The following is a 15,787-nucleotide window of genomic DNA, read 5'->3' on the forward strand; positions in this document are numbered from 1 at the left end:
CCATATCGGACTAAAATCATGGCAGCAAACCACCTTCTCATGCGAGGACTCTATGACGGCAAGCGACGCGACCGCGACAATTAAAAAGGGGAATTCGGAGCCCAGTTTCGATAAAACGGCTCAGCGCATCCTCAATCTTTTCTTTGTGCTCAATAGCTCCCCCGAACCGCTGACGACCGAGCAGATCGTCTTGGATTCTGACCTGGGATATGGCTCGGGCAACATCGACTCGGATAAGCGCAAGTTTCGGCGCGATCGTGACAAACTGCTCGAGCGTGGCATCTTAATCAAGGAGGTTCGCCCCGCCGGCGCGCAGGAGACCGAGGAAAGCTCGTGGACAATTGACCGCGAGCACACCTTTGCAGCAGGCGGCCTCATCACCGCAGACGACGCCGATATCCTGCTCAACGCCATCGACCAGGCACTAGCGGCCGGCTCATCCACTTTTGCCGCACCGCTTGCCGATATTCGATCAAAGATTGCCTACCTCACCGGTAGGACGACGGCGGACGAAGCACCGATCCGCCGCTCTCCCACCGTCGATGCGGTATGGAGCGCCTTTGCCGAGCGATGCGCGCTGCGATTTTTATATCAGAACGGACGCGGCGAGCAGAAAGAACGTACCGTCTGCGTCTACGGCATGTTCGAGCGCGAGGGCGTGGCGTACTTCTGCGGCCTCGACAACGTCACCGACGACATCAGGACATTCCGCTGCGACCGCATCGTACGCGCTTGGCGTCCTTCGAAGGCCTACGTCATCCCCGCGAACTTCAATCTCAACGACTATCTGTTCTTTGAATTCGATTTTGCCGACCGACCGCCCGTTGCAGCCACGTTCTCGTTCGCCCCCCAGACGCAGATCGATATGATCAACGGCCTCACGCGCGGGCGAGGTGAGCTCGCACACACCGATGTGGGATGGACCTGGACCGTTGACGTGCGCGACCTTGAAGCCGCCGCCTCATTTTGCATGGCCCACGCCATGGACGGCATGAGGCCCATGGCCCCCAAATCGCTCAAGCAGGCGTGGAACCACCTCATCGAAAGGACGGTGCACGAGTATGCCCGTGCGTAAACTCACCAGCGAGCAGAGACTCTCGCGCGCCATCGACATCATGGAAGCCCTCTACGCCGCCGGCGAGAGCGGCATGACACGAACCGAGATTTGCAGTCGCTTTGACATCACGGGGGTATCGCTCGACGAGATTCTCGAGATCGTCTCGACGCTCGCGGACCGAGAATCGGGCGCGCGCATCATCTGCGAATGCCGCGGCGAGCGTGTGGTCCTCACCGGTGACGCCGGGCGTGTGCTACCGTTGCGCCTGAGTGCCGCCGAGGGCGCTGTGCTCAACCATGAACTTGAATCGTTGGGGATCGAGCCGCAGACGGCAGCTCGGATTCGACATGCCCTTCTACCCGAAGAGCTTGGCTATAACCAGCGCGTCTTTGACACCGTCAACCACGGATCGCACTGGCAGCAGCTGAGCTGCGCCATTCAGGACGGCGTTCGCTGCCGCATCTCGTATCGCTCGATGGACGATGCACGGCCACGCGAGCGTCTGGTCGACCCCTTGCGCATTACGGCAAACGGCGACCAAACATACCTGATTGCCTGGGACATCGCAGTCGATGAGCAGCGCACCTATCGCATGGATAAAATCGAGGGACTCGCCTTGACGGAAGACTCCGTCGTGCCTCACGCACCGGACGTCGCATCCCTCCACGATTCCCTTGCCCGGACGCAGCGTAGTGCAAAACTCTTGATGCCATTCGATATGGCGGAGCATCTGGACTGGGCCGGCATCACCCTAATCGAGCGCAGCGGAGCAGACATGGCAACGGTAACCGTGCATTACGGCTCCGAGCGTTGGCTACTGAGCCAGATAATTGCAGCGGGCGGAGCCATCCACATCTTGGATGACCCCGCCCTGTCAAAGCGTCTGTGCGATATGGCAAAAACCCTCGTCTGTCAGCTTTAACGCCGCCGCTCGTGGCGTGCGCGCCACAGTTGCAGATAGTGCCCGATCTGCGCCGATTCGATGCGCTGGTAGGAGCTCGTGGGCAGCGACGTTAAGAACTTCTTTCCGTAGCCCTTCGTCACCAGGCGCGGGTCGGCCAGAATCAGCACGCCGCAATCGGTCGACGAGCGGATAAGGCGGCCGGCCGCCTGCTTGACCTCGAGCACCGCCTCGGGCAGCGAATAGCGCGCCCAAGCGCGGTCTTCGCGCAGGTTGCGCTCGCACGAGAGCGGGTCCGTGGGGCTCGAGAACGGCAGCTTGGGAATGATGACGCAGCGCAGCGTCTCGCCGCTGGCGTCGAATCCCTCCCAAAAGGCCTTAAGAGCAAAAAGCGACGAGGTCGGCTCGTTGATAAACCGGTCGCGCAGGCGACGAGGAGATGAGTTGCGCTGCTGGCAGTTGAGCTCCAGACCCGCACGGGCCATCTTGGGCTCAACGCGGGCGTACAGGTCTTCCATGTCGCGCCGATTGGTGAACAGTGTGAGCACCGATCCGCCCATGGCAAGATGGGCGTCGACCAGCACGCGCTCGAGCGCCGTAAGATAGCTCTCACGATCGCGCGGATCGGGGATATCGCCCGCAACGACTACAGCCATGTTCGAATCGAAGTCGTAGCTCGAGTCCAAGTGCAACGATGAGGATATTGAAGCACCGATGCGATCGAGGCCGACCGCGTGGTTAAAGTGTTCAAAGCTTTTGGACACCGTCATGGTCGCCGAGGCAAAGATAGCCGTGTGAACCTCGGGCAGCCACTCGGTTGCCAAGGCCTCGCCAATGTCGATGCGCTCTGCGGTCATTGACTCTCCGCCGGCACGCAACCTGCGATTGACCTGCAGCGAATACACATAGTGTTCATCGGTGCCGTCAATGATGAGTTTGAGGTTCTCGGCCAGCTCGTGCAAGCGGCGCGAGATATCACCCAGGTCGACAACAACCTCGGGCTTGTCGGCGGCGATGGCTTGCACCAGCGCGTCGACGCTCTTGTCAGCTTGTTCCAATGCGTCGATGGCAGTGTAGGCCGACTGTAAGAAATCATGCCAGTCGTCAGATTCGCGCAGCTCGGGGCCAATCCATAGATTGGCATTGTCATAACCCCCACGGGCACGGCGGCCGAGCTCGCGAACGCCATCGAACACGTCGGCGATTGCCATGCTCGCGCGCGCAACCGTCGACGTCGCCTTGGCAGTAAGGCCCAGATAGAGCGTAGAGCCCTCGGAGGTTGCCAAATCACGGGAAACCTGGCTTAGCGCGCCGGTGCTCGAGCCACCCAGGCGCTCAAACAGAACGCGTGATTCGTCCGCCGACACCACGCGCGCCCACTGGCGGCGCGCCTCGCGCTCGATGGAATGGGCCTCGTCGATTACCCAATGACGAATCGGAGGTAAAATCCTGCCCTCGGCCGCGACATTGCGGAACAGCAGGGAATGGTTGGTGACCACCACATCGGCATGCGCCGCACGACGGCGAGCGCCGTGGACCAAACATTTATCAGGGAAAAACGGGCAGAGGCGACGAGCACACTCGCGCGAGGCCGTCGTAAAGTCGGGGCGGTTGACGCTGCGCCACCGAATGCCGAGCGAGTCGAGGTCGCCATCGGCTGACTGGCAGACGTACGCCATAATGACCGCGACCGCCGTGAGCGTGTCCGCCGGATCGCGCTTGGTGGTAATCTCGACCTGGCCGCGGCTCATGCGCTCAAGCTTGCGCAGGCACGGATAGTGGTCATACCCCTTGAGAGCGCAAAATGACAGACCACCGCCTAGTTGCTCGGCAAGTTTTGGCAGCTCATGGTACATGAGCTGGTCTGCAAGATTGTTCGATTTGGTCGCAATACCAACCGTGATGTTGTTACGGCGTGCCGCCTCGGCAAAAGGCACCAGATAGGCCATCGATTTGCCGACGCCCGTGCCCGCCTCAATTACACGATGAGTGCCCGTGACCAGCGCATCGCGGACCTCGAGCGCCATCGCGATCTGCTCATCACGCGGCTCGTAGGTGGGATACATGCGATTGACCAGGCCACCGGGCGCATAGTCTGCCTCAATCTCCTCACGACTCGGCATCTTGAGGACCGGCAGTTCGTCGGCGTCCACCCGATCGTCGGCGCGATCGGCCTTGAGAACGTCAGCACGAGCGGCGCTGAGAGAGAAGATAGAACCAGGGTTCTGCCCTGCCAAGAATGAGAAGATAGGACGATAGGACCAAGGCACATCCGGATGCATGTCGGCTAGGCGCGCCATGAGGCCCTGAGGCAAGTCGGTGAGCGCCACGAGCAACACGCGCCATACGCCACACAGGGCGTCGACGTCAGCATTGGCACGGTGTGATACCGAGTCACAGCCAAACAGATCGGCCATAAAAGACAACTTGTGCGAGGCCAGGCGAGGAAGCGCGATGCGCGACAGCGCCAGCGAATCGATCCAAATATCGCTCACGTTGACGCCGCCTTTGACCGACTCGATAAACGAGCGGTCGAACGTGGCGTTATGTGCGATCACCGGGCAACCACCGACAAAATCGGCGATAGCGGCGACGGCCTCAACGGCTGACGGGGCATCTGCCACATCGGCATTTGTAATGCTCGTGAGCTCGGTAATCTCGGCGGGAATCAGCTGCTTGGGATGCACGAAGGTATCGAAGCGGTCGACAATCTCGCGGCCCGAAAGACGGGCCGCCGAGATCTCGATCAGCTCGTTGTCCTGCACCGAAAGACCTGTGGTCTCGGTATCGAGGACAATCACATCTTCCTCGATAAGGCCGAAGGACTGCGTTTTGGCGCGTTCGGCAAGCGCGGCATAGGAGTCGATGACAAACTGCGGCGTTCCCGACGAAACCGCGTCCTCGATTAGCATGCAATGCCCGCTCGACGAAGGCCCATACGAATCAGGCTGTCACAGACCTGCGGGAACGTCATGTCGTCGGTGTGGCGGATCTCGTCCGGATACAGCGACGTATCGGTCATGCCGGGAATGGTATTGGTCTCGAGGATAACGGGGCCGTCCTCACTCACGATAAAGTCGCTGCGCGAGATACCCAGGCAACCGAGGGCCTTGTGAGCAGCACAGGCAAGCTCCTGAGCGCGAGCGTAATTCTCGGGTGAAATCTGCGCCGGAATGCGATGGATGTCCGTAGGGTCGATATACTTCACGTCCAGATCGTAGAACTCGCAGTCCTCGGGCTTACGAATCTCGACAATCGGCAGAGCGCGCACGTCGTCCTCGCCGTACACACCGACGGTGATCTCGGTACCCTCGATGCACTTCTCGACCAGCACTTTGTCGCCGTACGCAAACGCCTTGGCGATTGCCGCGGGCAGCTCGGAGGGCTCATGGACCAGGGAAATGCCATAGCTGGAACCGTTGACGGCCGGCTTCACAAAGCAGCGCTCGCCACAAACCTCGACGATATGATCGATATCGACTTCATCGCCCACCTCGAGCGCGAGGCCGGGGGCAATGGGAATGCCCGCCTTGGCGTACAGGAGCTTAGAGACCTCCTTGTCGGCACCGCAGGCGCTGGCAAGCACGCCCGAGGCCGTGTAGGGGATACCCATGGTCTCCATGGCGCCCTGCATGGCGCCATCCTCGCCGCCGGCACCGTGCATGGCGATAAACGCCACGTCAAAGCCGCCGGTCGCCATGGTTACCATAAAATCATCGGCAGCCGTGTCGAGCAGCTCCACCGAAGTGTAGCCGGCCTCCTTCAAGGCAACCACGACGTTCTTTCCCGAATTGAGCGAGATCTCGCGCTCAGCGGAATGACCGCCCGCCAAGACCGCTACGTGCATGTTCTCTAGGCTTTTACCCGGCATGGGCAGACTCCTCCTCTATAATTTCTGCAGCTGATACCATATTGTAGCGATACCCTCTACGTTTCCCCAAAATCGAAAGGCTTCCATGAATCCCAGGACTAAATCTCAGGACATTCGCGACTTGAGCCAAAACGATATTCGCGAGCTCGTGGCCGAACTTGGCCAGCCCGCGTTTCGCGCGAAGCAGCTCATCGAATGGGTCTTCGAGAAGAACGTTTGTTCGTTTGACGATATGACCAACCTCCCCAAGGCTTTCCGCGAGCAGCTTAAAGAGGCTTTTGCCTTTGACACGCCGACTGAACTCGCCAAGCAGGTTTCCAAAGATGGCTCTCGCAAGTATCTGCTCGAGTACCACGACGGCATTTCCGTCGAAACTGTCGGCATGCCACGTCGTAACAAGCTTTCCGTCTGCGTTTCCACCCAGGCAGGCTGCGGCATGGGCTGCGCCTTTTGTGCTACCGGTCTCAACGGCCTCAAGCGCTCGCTGACCGCTCAAGAGATCGTCGACCAGGTGCTTCATGTATCTAACGACTTTGGCGAGCGTGCCACGAGCGTTGTCTTCATGGGCCAGGGCGAGCCGTTTGCCAACTACGATGAGGTTCTCAAGGCGCTGCGAATCCTCAACGACCCCGATGGCATTGGTATCGGTGCTCGTCATCTCACCGTCTCCACCAGCGGCGTTATTCCCGGTATTCGCAAATTTGCCGATATCCCCGAGCAGTTCACGCTTGCCGTTTCCCTGCATTCCGCCATTCAGTCGACGCGCAATAAGCTCATGCCCGGTGTTAAGAAGTACACGCTGCTTCGCCTTCACGAGGCGCTACAGCTCTACACCGAGAAGACTGGCCGCCGCCCGACCTATGAGTATGCCATGATCGAAGGCGTTAACGATACGAATCCCGAGATGCAGGCGCTCTGCGACTTCTGCGAGGGAACGCTGTGCCACGTTAACCTGATTCAGCTTAACGACATCGAGGGCAGCCCGCTCAAGCCGTCGCCGATTCATAAGGTTGAGGATCTTCAGTGTCGTCTTGAGTCCCGTGGCATCGAGACCACGATTCGTAACTCCCGTGGTAACGATATTGACGCCGCTTGCGGACAACTGAAGCAGCGCTTCAAAGTTCAGAAGAACGCATAGGGGAGTCGCACCCCAAAACGTTTCATGTGAAACATCGAACGGCCACGGTTGCAGGATATGCAACCGTGGCCGTTTCATTTATTGACCTTAATTTTGAATCAGCTGCTTCTGGTCACATTTTTACGGTCAAAATAAGGGGTCCTTGTCTCGTGAATCAGACAAGGACCCTTCAAAATATACTGGGTAATTGTTAGGTACCTAATAGCCTACATTTTCCCATTGGTTGCTAACCCAACTTTGATTAATCTTTGGATTCTTCGTTACCTGAGCAGTACGCATAGCAACATCTTCTGTCATAACATCCATCTTCTTCTTGGAAGTATCGACGATATCCTGCGCACCACGAAGCAAACGACCTCGAAGCTCATCGTCTGTCGCGATCTTATAGCCAGCAAAGGCACCAGCCGCGACGGTTGTCACCAATGCAATCGCAGTTAAAATCTTATTCCTCATCTTGGTCTCCTTGATCAAACTGAATCATTTCGCCAAGAATACGAGAGAGCTCTTCCTCGTCTTTAAACTCAATCTCAATCTTGTTCTTTCCACGCGAGCTCTTCACACGCACGTTGGTATTAAATACCTGACGAAGCACACGGGCAGCCTTTTTAAAAGACTGAGGCGTTGCGGGCCTCGGCGTCTTAGGTGTCTCTCCGGCAGAAAACAACGGGGCAAGATTTTCTGTCGCTCTGACGGAAAGACCCTCTGCAACAACCTTCTCCGCCAGTCGAATTCGAGCATCCTCATAGGGAACTGCAAGAATCGCACGTGCATGACCGGCAGTAAGTTTACCCTCAAAAATCATCTGCTGAACTACTTCGGGGAGATCAAGAAGGCGCAGCGAGTTTGTAATTGCAGAGCGTGACTTGCTTACCGCCTTCGACAATGCCTCCTGGGTCATACCGCTGGCGTCGATGAGCTGGCGATAGCCCTTAGCCTCTTCGACGGGATTCAGATCAGAACGCTGAAGGTTTTCGATGAGAGCAAGAGCCAGCATCTCTTCATCATTAACATCTTTAATGATGACAGGTAGTTCCTCAAGACCAGCAAGCTTTGATGCCTGGTAACGACGCTCACCGGCGATGATCTCATAGCCGTTTCCATGCTTGCGAACCAAAAGCGGCTGCAAAACGCCATGTTCTTGGATTGACTCGCTCAACTCGCGAAGTTCAGTTTCGTTAAAGTGAATTCGTGGCTGATTTGGGTTGGGAACGATATCCTCAATAGGTAGCTTTGTTTCAGATGCGGCATTTGAAGCCGATGCAGCCGAACCACCGGTCTCATACTCGGCCTCTGAGACCAAAGCATTGAGTCCACGTCCCAATCCGCCACGTTTCTTTACACTAGGCACGCTTGATCACCTCTTTTGCAAGGTTCATATATGCTTTTGCACCCTTATTTTGAGGTGCATAGGTAATTACCGGCTCTCCAAAAGACGGAGCTTCGGAGATTTTAACTGTACGGGGGATCAGCGTCTTAAACGCCTTGTCACCAAAGTACGATTGAACCTCCTCAACAACCTGATTCGACAGAGAAGTACGCGAGTCATACATGGTCATAAGCACACCATAGGTGTCTAAACCCTTGTTCAGACGTGATTTGACCATCTTCATTGACTCAAGCAGCTTCGTAACGCCCTCGAGTGCGTAATACTCGCACTGGATTGGAATCAAAACGCTGTCTGCTGCGGTCAAGGCGTTGATGGTAAGCAGGCCGAGCGAAGGAGGACAGTCAATGAAAATAAAATCGAACTCGTCCTGAATCGGCTCAAGCAAATCTTTGAGGCGGGTTTCACGAGCAATTGCGCTAACGAGCTCAATTTCGGCGCCTGCAAGCTGAATTGTAGCCGGAATTACGAATACCTTTTTGCAATTTGTATCAAGGACAAGCGATTCTGCCGGCACATCATTCAGCAATGCATCATAGATGCAGTGATCAAGGTCTTCTTTTTCAATTCCGAATCCACTGGTGCTGTTTCCCTGCGGATCAAAATCGACAATTAGCGTCTTACGACCCTGCTCACCCAGTGCTGCTGCTAGGTTTACAGCCGTCGTTGACTTACCAACGCCGCCCTTTTGATTGATAATTGCAATGATACGCGTGTCTTTTGCGCTCTTAGAACGCTTAACGTCGCGAAATCCCACGGTCCCTCCTGGTGTGTATTAAAGCTGTCAAACGGAGGATGTTTCACGTGAAACATTCCGATTCAATATCAACTGCCATGTTTCACGTGAAACACTGCAAGTTGTTAGTATCCATTATGTTTCACGTGAAACATCTAGGCAAGCGGATTCTTCTTTGCCATGCCATTTGCACGAGGCAATGAAACGGATGCTGGATGACTCTTCTTAAGAACAATAAACTCCCTGTGGCCCAAGCCCTCAGGCAAATCGATTGCGTCACTCAGAAGCGAAGTAAAGCCGCAGATCTTAGCTGCTGACATGCCGGAAGCAAGCTCCTCATCAGATGGATTGCCCTTGGTGATAACAAATAGCCCTCCATCCTTGAGGTACGGAGCCGCATACTCAACAAGAATCGGTAGAGGGGCCAGTGCGCGGGCGGTTACAACAGAGAACTGCTTCTTATGGCTTCGAGCATATTCTTCAAGACGATCATGAACCGCATGAGCATGTTTCAATCCAAGAGCATGAACAAAGGAATTAACAGCATCAACCTTCTTGCCAACAGAGTCAATATAAGTAGCTTTACGATGCGTGGTTATGGTTAACGGGATACCAGGGAAGCCCGCACCTGTTCCCATATCGAGCAAAGCTCCCTCAGGAGCCTTATTGATATAGGGGAGCAAAACAAGTGAGTCGAGGATATGAAGTACTGCAGCATCTTCTACGTTAAGAATACGGGTGAGATTGGTTGTCTTATTTGTTTCCAGAACCAAATCCAAATGCTTAATACATTTCCTCAGTTCAACATCAGTTACGCTCAAAGAATACTCTTTGCAATAGGAAGTTAGACGACTCAACATCTCGTCAGCCTGCTGATCAGTAAGTACTAACAACGAAAGCTCCTTTCTGACAAAAATCAGTGTATCGAGAACTTTTGACAAAAAAAGGGGACGTGGAAACCACGTCCCCTTAGCATAAGCTCGAGTAGATTATCGAGCAACAATCACCACATGGCGATCAGGGTCAGAACCCTCAGAATGAGTATCGACGGCATCATTGCCACGAAGTGTAATGTGAACCAGTCGACGCTCGTAGGCATTCATGGGCGGAAGCGAAACACTTTTATGAGTGCGAATGGCACGCTCGGCAGCAGACTGAGCCATGGAGGCAACCTTGTCCTGACGGCGGCTCTTGTATCCCTCGACGTCCACTACAACCGGATACCTAAAGCCAAGCTTGCGGCTCACCAGCAAAGAGAACATAACCTGAAGGGCATCAAGAGTGCGACCATGACGGCCGATGAGAACAGCAAGGTCGGGAGCCGTTACATCCAGAATCAGCTCACCCTCGTCGCCCTCATACTCATCGATAGGAGAGTTGGCGGCATCGAAGTGCGAAAGGATGGAACGCAGGATGGAAATCGCGACATCGGCAATGGTGTCGAGCTCCTCATCGGTCAGCTCTTCACCAGCCTTGTAGCGCTGTGCAATCTCGGGATAATCGCCCGCGACCTGCGGGGCAACCTCCTCAAGCATATCCTCGATGATCTCTTCAGACATAACGTACTCCAAAAGTTAGGTACCTAAATAAGATTGATATCCCACTACTTCTTCTTGTGCGGGCGCGGCTTCTTCTCGCGACGAGTGACCTCAACCTGCAGCGGAGCGTTCTTAAGACGCTCCTCCTCATCGGCCTTCGCCTTGTCGATGACCTTCTGCGTCACAAAAATCTGCTGGATAACCTGCCAAGCAGACGAGACGTCGTAGTACAGCAGAACACCAACGGGAAGGCTCCAGCCCATCCAAAGCATCATGACCGTCATGACAACGGCCATCATACGCATGCTCTGAGCCTGCTGGCCGGTCTGGTTGCGCGACATATAGAGCTGCGGAATCAGGGTCAGGACGGCGAACAGGATCAGGCAAACCAGCGCAGGCAGTGCAACCATAAAGCCATCGGCAAAGGAAGCGCTCGGCGTGGTGGTCAGGTCGGGCAGGATGTTGAAGAACGAGAACGTGCCGTCGTTAAAGTACTGCGGCAGGTTGCGCAGCAATGTAAACAGGGCGAACAGGATAGGCATCTGAATCAGCAGCGGCAGACAGCCAGCCATGGGGTTGAACTTGTTCTCGCTGTAGAACTTCTGCATCTCCTCGGCCTGACGCTGGGGATCGTCGGCATAGCGCTCCTGGATCTCGAGCATCTTGGGCTGCAGCACCTGCATGCGAGCCGTCGACTTGGTCGACTTGAGCATAAGCGGCGTCAGCAGCAGACGGATGATGACCACCAGAATGATGATGGACAGGCCCCAGTCGACCGCAAAGGTCTGGATGAGCTTGAGCAGCTCGAAAAGGATGTTAACGATCCAATCCCACATGTAAGTTTTCCTCCGATAGCGAGTGCCCGCTAGGGCACAGGGTCATAACCGCCGACGTGCAGGGAATTGCAGCGAGCGATGCGCCTCACGGCAAGCCAGCAGCCTCTCAAAACACCGTGCTTCTCAATCGCCTGGATGGCGTATTGCGAGCACGTTGGGTAATAAATGCAGGCGTCAGGCAATAAGGGCGAAATAACCTGTTGATATATGCGAATAGGAGCGATGGCAACACGTCGCAAAACGTGATTGCTCATCGCTCCTCCCCGGCAACGCCGGCGCGCTTCATAAGCGAACGCAACGCCTTGTCCATCTCCTGCGGCGAGGAAACCCTCGTCTTGGGAGTTGCAAACAAGATGATGTCATAACCCGCAACGGGAAATCCGCAGCTGCGGGCGGCCTCGCGCATCACACGCTTAGATCGGTTGCGCACGACGGCACAACCGAGTCGCTTAGCACCAACGAAGGCGACCCTTCCGGAGTCGCCTTCGCCAACCGATTCACATATGGTCATTCGAATCAGAGGGTGATTGAAACGACGCCCCTGACTGAACACATGCTCGAAATCTTGCCGAGACTTAATAGTCTTCATGCGAGATGTGTGTATCGCTGCTAGACAGTGAGACGCTTGCGGCCCTTGGCGCGACGACGGGCGAGCACGGCACGACCACCCTTAGTGGCCATACGGGCACGGAAGCCATGGGTCTTGGCACGCTTACGCTTATTAGGCTGATACGTACGCTTCATCTTAAGTTCCTCCTGCTGCATTTCGAGTGTCCGCGGGGACGCGGACGCAGATATAGACACGTGAGCTTGAAGATTGTAGGGAAATCAATGTTCAAATGTCAAGAAATCAAAGGTAAAAGGTTGCGCAGTTCACACGGTTCCCCCATAAGCGCAACCGAAATTTGCGCCTCATGGCAACCTTTCACGATATTTCATCGAGTTTTCAACAGGTCATGTTGGCAATGTTGAGAACTTTTCGCCCGTTTTCCAAAGTTTTCAACAGGTTTTGAAAAGTTGTCGAAAGATGAGAAACGTTGCACGGTGAGCTACTATTTGTTCGAAACCTTTTGAAAGATTGCGAGCGGCATGTCTGACGACTTTTACACCATGGTCGATTCCGGAGACCCGGCACCCGACAACGAGCACATCACCGGCGTGCGCGAAGAGCGTGCGGAAGGCGAGCAGACGACCACGCAGGCGCCAAAAGCCATGTACGCCGCGCGCATCGCCGTCTATGACGACATGCTGTCGACACCGCGGGTGATCGTCATTGATCCGCAAGATGTCCGCACGTATTTGGAAGAGACGACCAACACCGTCTACCAGTGCATGAAAGAACAAGGTGGCCATATCTCGCTCATGGTCATCCGCGAGATTGTCGAAAACTTTATCCACGCACACTTTGCCGAGCCCATCATCTCGATTCTGGACGGCGGAGACACCATCCGCTTTGCTGACCAAGGACCCGGCATCGACGACAAGGAACGCGCTTTCGACTTTGGCGTTACCAGCGCAAACAGCAAGATGAAGCGCTATATCCGTGGAACCGGAGCAGGGTTTCCCATGGTGCAGGAGTATTTGGAAAACGCCGGCGGTGCCGTATCCATCGAGGACAACATGGGCAACGGCACCGTGGTTACGGTAAGCCTGAACCCTAAACGCGTGCAGGAAATCGAGCGTGCCGGCGGACGCGGCGCTGCCGTGCGGCCCGAGACGGAGCAGCCCACATATCCCCTGCCGGGAGCTTTTGCGCAGCAGCCCGTGGCAACGCAGCAGATGCAGCCCCCCGTGGGACAGATGCAGCAGCCCGGAATGCTTCCCACACAAGAACCCCAGGCGGCATCTATGTCGATGCCGCCAAACATGCCAGAGGCCATGCCACTGGCTGATCAGGATGCAGCAGCAATGCAGCAGGCGACGGGGGCGCCGGGTGGCCAGCAAATGGGCTATCAGCCGTACCAACAGGGATATCCATATCAGCAGATGCCGCCACTGGGGTATGGCCAGCAGTTCCCGCAGCAGTACCAGCAGGGATATCAGCAGCCGTACCAGCAGATGCCGCAGCAGCAGTACAACCCCTGGGCCCAACAGATGCCTCCGCAGCCTTACCAACAGTGGCCTCAAAGTTTTCAACAGCAAATGCCGCCGACGCAGAGTTCTCAACAACCAGCAGCTCAAATGATGTATCCTAATGCAGTAAATCAGTATGCACAGCCACAACCGGACGTGTTCGTAAGCGATCGCGGCAACGCCGCGCTGGGCTATCTGGCGCAAAATCAAGCGTGCGGCGCAACCGATCTTGCGAGGGCGTTTGGAAACTCGGCCCCCACTTGGTCACGCACGCTCAATGACTTGGCGCAGGCCGGCTTGGTCATCAAGCATGGCCAGAAATACCATCTGACCGAACTCGGCGCCGCTCGCGTGCGAGCTCAGAGCTAAAGAACGGGAGAGACAGTGGACGAGGAAGCAAGCATCATCCTGGGGGATGCCATCGCCTTTTGCCAGCGCGACGGCCAAGATGCACGCCTCATCAACATGCTGGGGCAATCGCGCGCCATAAGCCTGACCGAAGATACGCTCACAATCGAGGCCCCCTCGCGCTTTGCCATCGCGCAGCTCAAAAAGCATCAGCCGACTATTGAGGCTTATCTGGAAGAAATCGCCTTTGCACCGATTGCGCTCGACATCGTGGCGCCGCAAGGCGCCGCGACGGAATCCGCTGCCGCGACGGCGCCCGCCACGGCTCCCGCTGCTTCCCCGACGGTACCAGCCTCCGCAAGCGACGTGCCGACAATCGAGCACCAGCACAGCGATGTTTCCCGTGAAACAATGGCACCGTTGACGAGCGCGGCGGCGACGTCAACGAACGCACCCGTCACGCACATGCCCATCGCTCACGACGCAGCGGCGGGCGCGGATTCGGGCATTGCAATCAAGAACACGCTCTCGGCCGACGATTTTCGTCGCATGATGAACCAGATGAAGGGCGGAGCGCCGACTAAATCCACGCAAGCTGCGGCCCCCGCTTCACCCATGCCAGCACCGACCGTGCCGGCCGAGCAGAATACGGATGGAGCCCCGCTCGCCGCGAACTCAAAATTTACCTTTGAGAACTTTGTCTACGGCCCCGAGAACAGCCATGCCTATCGCTCGGCACTCAAGTTTGCCGCCCTCGCGGACGAGCGCGGCACATGCACATCCCTGTTCATCTATGGCAAATCGGGGCTGGGCAAGACCCATCTGCTGCTCGCCATCAAAAACGAGCTCGCCGAGAAGTCGCCCGAGATCAAGGTCAAGTATGCCAACTCCCAGGCATATCTGGACGACCTGATGACCGAGTTCGACCGTCAAAAGAAGAGCAACGCCCCCATCATGCAGGCGTACCACGGCGTGGACGTGCTCATCATCGATGACATCCAAAACATCATCGGCAAGCGCGCGAGTGTGGACTACTTTTTCCAGCTCATGGACGAGTTCATCCGCAACAACAAGAAGGTCGTCATCGCGGCAGACCGCGCCCCCAAGGACCTGAGCATGGACGAGCGTCTGACCAGCCGCTTCAACGCCGGAATGCTCTGCCTGGTCGCAGAGCCCAGCTACGAGATGAAATACAAGATCTTGCAGCGCTATTACGAGAACACCATCGTCGCCGCTCCCGAGGCGGGCGACGACTCACTGCTGGCGGCCTATGGGGGCGACGGCGGACACCTGACCGACGAGCACTTTAAACACATGGCCGAGGTCTCGGGCACCAACATCCGCGAACTCGAGAGCTTTTGCGAGCGCTGCGCCGGCGAGGCGGGCGACCGTGAGCGCGAGGGCGGGGAGCTCACCTTTGACGATATCGACGCCATCGCCAGCCAGTACTTCGACACATCGGCCAAAAAGATCAACGTCCAGACGGTTCAGTCCGTCATCGAAGAGCAGTACGGCGTGACACACGAGGAGCTCATCGGCCCGCGTCGCAACGCCAATATCGCCAAAGCACGCCATATCGCTATCTACCTGGCCATCGAGATGTGCGAAATGACGACCACGGCGGTGGGCGCCGAATTTGGCAACCGCAACCACTCGACCGTCAGCACGAGCTACAAAAAGGTCCAGAAGATGATCCAGGAAGACCGCACCGTCACCGAAGATCTCAAATCGTTGCGCGATAAAATTACACTGCGCTCGTAGGGAAATAGAGACACCTGTTGAAAACTTGTCGAAACCACGGGCATAAGGTGTCTAAAACCCAACCCGCGGTGATGAAAAGTTTTGCGCAGGTTTTGAACGTGGAAAACCACCCCTGTTGCACACAGGCTGCTGTCGATTCTCTTT

General features: G+C 56.3%; 16 protein-coding genes. 5 read left to right on the top strand and 11 right to left on the bottom strand.

All coding sequences use genetic code 11. The features are described from left to right. Positions 1 to 52: 52 nt before the first annotated feature. Together AAAV44_RS04725 and AAAV44_RS04730 are read left to right on the top strand one after the other, a co-directional pair. Complete coding sequence (locus tag AAAV44_RS04725) at positions 53 to 1,075, top strand: WYL domain-containing protein (RefSeq protein ID WP_349114796.1); 1,023 nt, start codon at positions 53 to 55, stop codon at positions 1,073 to 1,075. Next, the gene (locus AAAV44_RS04730; protein WP_349114798.1) at positions 1,062 to 1,979 is read left to right on the top strand and encodes a WYL domain-containing protein; all 918 of its coding nucleotides are present in this window, start codon (positions 1,062 to 1,064) and stop codon (positions 1,977 to 1,979) included. The genes AAAV44_RS04725 and AAAV44_RS04730 overlap by 14 nt, the downstream gene beginning before the upstream one ends. Here the strand turns inward: AAAV44_RS04730 and AAAV44_RS04735 are convergent. Together AAAV44_RS04735 and AAAV44_RS04740 are read right to left on the bottom strand one after the other, a co-directional pair. Next, the gene (locus AAAV44_RS04735; RefSeq protein WP_349114799.1) at positions 1,976 to 4,870 is read right to left on the bottom strand and encodes a helicase C-terminal domain-containing protein; all 2,895 of its coding nucleotides are present in this window, start codon (positions 4,868 to 4,870) and stop codon (positions 1,976 to 1,978) included. The genes AAAV44_RS04730 and AAAV44_RS04735 overlap by 4 nt on opposite strands. Beyond that, positions 4,864 to 5,829, bottom strand: coding sequence for a D-alanine--D-alanine ligase (locus tag AAAV44_RS04740; protein WP_349114801.1), 966 nt, complete (start codon positions 5,827 to 5,829; stop codon positions 4,864 to 4,866). Before AAAV44_RS04740 ends, AAAV44_RS04735 begins: the two co-directional genes overlap by 7 nt. Positions 5,830 to 5,914: 85 nt before the next feature. Here AAAV44_RS04740 and rlmN point away from each other — a divergent pair, with 85 nt between their 5' ends. Continuing rightward, positions 5,915 to 6,967, top strand: a complete 1,053-nt coding sequence (gene rlmN, locus AAAV44_RS04745; protein ID WP_349114803.1) for a 23S rRNA (adenine(2503)-C(2))-methyltransferase RlmN — start codon at positions 5,915 to 5,917, stop codon at positions 6,965 to 6,967. A gap of 198 nt (positions 6,968 to 7,165) precedes the next feature. On the opposite strand, the gene AAAV44_RS04750 is transcribed toward rlmN, so the two are convergent. The 9 genes from AAAV44_RS04750 to rpmH form a co-directional block, all read right to left on the bottom strand. Next, entirely contained in the window at positions 7,166 to 7,420 is a 255-nt protein-coding gene (locus tag AAAV44_RS04750; RefSeq protein ID WP_349114804.1) for a hypothetical protein, read from the bottom strand. Beyond that, positions 7,410 to 8,315 (bottom strand): ParB/RepB/Spo0J family partition protein, encoded by a 906-nt coding sequence (locus AAAV44_RS04755; RefSeq protein WP_349114805.1) that lies wholly within the window; start codon positions 8,313 to 8,315, stop codon positions 7,410 to 7,412. The genes AAAV44_RS04750 and AAAV44_RS04755 overlap by 11 nt, the downstream gene beginning before the upstream one ends. Further along, positions 8,308 to 9,108, bottom strand: coding sequence for a ParA family protein (locus AAAV44_RS04760; protein WP_022093800.1), 801 nt, complete (start codon positions 9,106 to 9,108; stop codon positions 8,308 to 8,310). Before AAAV44_RS04760 ends, AAAV44_RS04755 begins: the two co-directional genes overlap by 8 nt. A gap of 134 nt (positions 9,109 to 9,242) precedes the next feature. Next, entirely contained in the window at positions 9,243 to 9,980 is a 738-nt protein-coding gene (gene rsmG, locus AAAV44_RS04765) for a 16S rRNA (guanine(527)-N(7))-methyltransferase RsmG (protein ID WP_349114807.1), read from the bottom strand. Positions 9,981 to 10,076: 96 nt separating this feature from the next. Next, the gene (locus AAAV44_RS04770) at positions 10,077 to 10,646 is read right to left on the bottom strand and encodes a R3H domain-containing nucleic acid-binding protein (protein WP_349114809.1); all 570 of its coding nucleotides are present in this window, start codon (positions 10,644 to 10,646) and stop codon (positions 10,077 to 10,079) included. A gap of 44 nt (positions 10,647 to 10,690) precedes the next feature. Next, the gene (locus AAAV44_RS04775; protein WP_006236192.1) at positions 10,691 to 11,461 is read right to left on the bottom strand and encodes a YidC/Oxa1 family membrane protein insertase; all 771 of its coding nucleotides are present in this window, start codon (positions 11,459 to 11,461) and stop codon (positions 10,691 to 10,693) included. Positions 11,462 to 11,490: 29 nt separating this feature from the next. Next, positions 11,491 to 11,715 (bottom strand): membrane protein insertion efficiency factor YidD, encoded by a 225-nt coding sequence (gene yidD / locus AAAV44_RS04780; protein WP_349114811.1) that lies wholly within the window; start codon positions 11,713 to 11,715, stop codon positions 11,491 to 11,493. Next, positions 11,712 to 12,050 (bottom strand): ribonuclease P protein component, encoded by a 339-nt coding sequence (gene rnpA / locus AAAV44_RS04785; RefSeq protein WP_006236191.1) that lies wholly within the window; start codon positions 12,048 to 12,050, stop codon positions 11,712 to 11,714. Before rnpA ends, yidD begins: the two co-directional genes overlap by 4 nt. Positions 12,051 to 12,070: 20 nt before the next feature. Next, entirely contained in the window at positions 12,071 to 12,205 is a 135-nt protein-coding gene (gene rpmH, locus AAAV44_RS04790) for a 50S ribosomal protein L34 (protein WP_019127408.1), read from the bottom strand. Positions 12,206 to 12,550: 345 nt separating this feature from the next. Here rpmH and AAAV44_RS04795 point away from each other — a divergent pair, with 345 nt between their 5' ends. Next, positions 12,551 to 13,903 carry an ATP-binding protein gene (locus tag AAAV44_RS04795; protein ID WP_349114812.1) on the top strand — a complete coding sequence of 451 codons (1,353 nt, stop codon included), beginning with the start codon at positions 12,551 to 12,553 and terminating at the stop codon, positions 13,901 to 13,903. Between the two features lie 15 nt (positions 13,904 to 13,918). Beyond that, positions 13,919 to 15,643 carry a DnaA/Hda family protein gene (locus AAAV44_RS04800; protein WP_349114813.1) on the top strand — a complete coding sequence of 575 codons (1,725 nt, stop codon included), beginning with the start codon at positions 13,919 to 13,921 and terminating at the stop codon, positions 15,641 to 15,643. The last annotated feature ends 144 nt before the right edge of the window (positions 15,644 to 15,787 follow it).

Source organism: Collinsella sp. CLA-AP-H1, from assembly GCF_040092945.1.
GTDB lineage: Bacteria > Actinomycetota > Coriobacteriia > Coriobacteriales > Coriobacteriaceae > Collinsella.

What these genes read in the sequence shown, in the direction of transcription:
- AAAV44_RS04730 (WP_349114798.1), top strand. Translation starts at nt 1,062, where the DNA reads ATGCCCGTGCGTAAACTCACCAGCGAGCAGAGACTCTCGCGCGCCATC.
- rlmN (WP_349114803.1), top strand. Translation starts at nt 5,915, where the DNA reads ATGAATCCCAGGACTAAATCTCAGGACATTCGCGACTTGAGCCAAAAC.
- AAAV44_RS04795 (WP_349114812.1), top strand. Translation starts at nt 12,551, where the DNA reads ATGTCTGACGACTTTTACACCATGGTCGATTCCGGAGACCCGGCACCC.
- AAAV44_RS04775 (WP_006236192.1), bottom strand. Translation starts at nt 11,461, where the DNA reads ATGTGGGATTGGATCGTTAACATCCTTTTCGAGCTGCTCAAGCTCATC.
- AAAV44_RS04740 (WP_349114801.1), bottom strand. Translation starts at nt 5,829, where the DNA reads ATGCCGGGTAAAAGCCTAGAGAACATGCACGTAGCGGTCTTGGCGGGC.
- AAAV44_RS04725 (WP_349114796.1), top strand. Translation starts at nt 53, where the DNA reads ATGACGGCAAGCGACGCGACCGCGACAATTAAAAAGGGGAATTCGGAG.
- AAAV44_RS04735 (WP_349114799.1), bottom strand. Translation starts at nt 4,870, where the DNA reads ATGCTAATCGAGGACGCGGTTTCGTCGGGAACGCCGCAGTTTGTCATC.
- yidD (WP_349114811.1), bottom strand. Translation starts at nt 11,715, where the DNA reads ATGAGCAATCACGTTTTGCGACGTGTTGCCATCGCTCCTATTCGCATA.
- rpmH (WP_019127408.1), bottom strand. Translation starts at nt 12,205, where the DNA reads ATGAAGCGTACGTATCAGCCTAATAAGCGTAAGCGTGCCAAGACCCAT.
- AAAV44_RS04750 (WP_349114804.1), bottom strand. Translation starts at nt 7,420, where the DNA reads ATGAGGAATAAGATTTTAACTGCGATTGCATTGGTGACAACCGTCGCG.
- rnpA (WP_006236191.1), bottom strand. Translation starts at nt 12,050, where the DNA reads ATGAAGACTATTAAGTCTCGGCAAGATTTCGAGCATGTGTTCAGTCAG.
- AAAV44_RS04770 (WP_349114809.1), bottom strand. Translation starts at nt 10,646, where the DNA reads ATGTCTGAAGAGATCATCGAGGATATGCTTGAGGAGGTTGCCCCGCAG.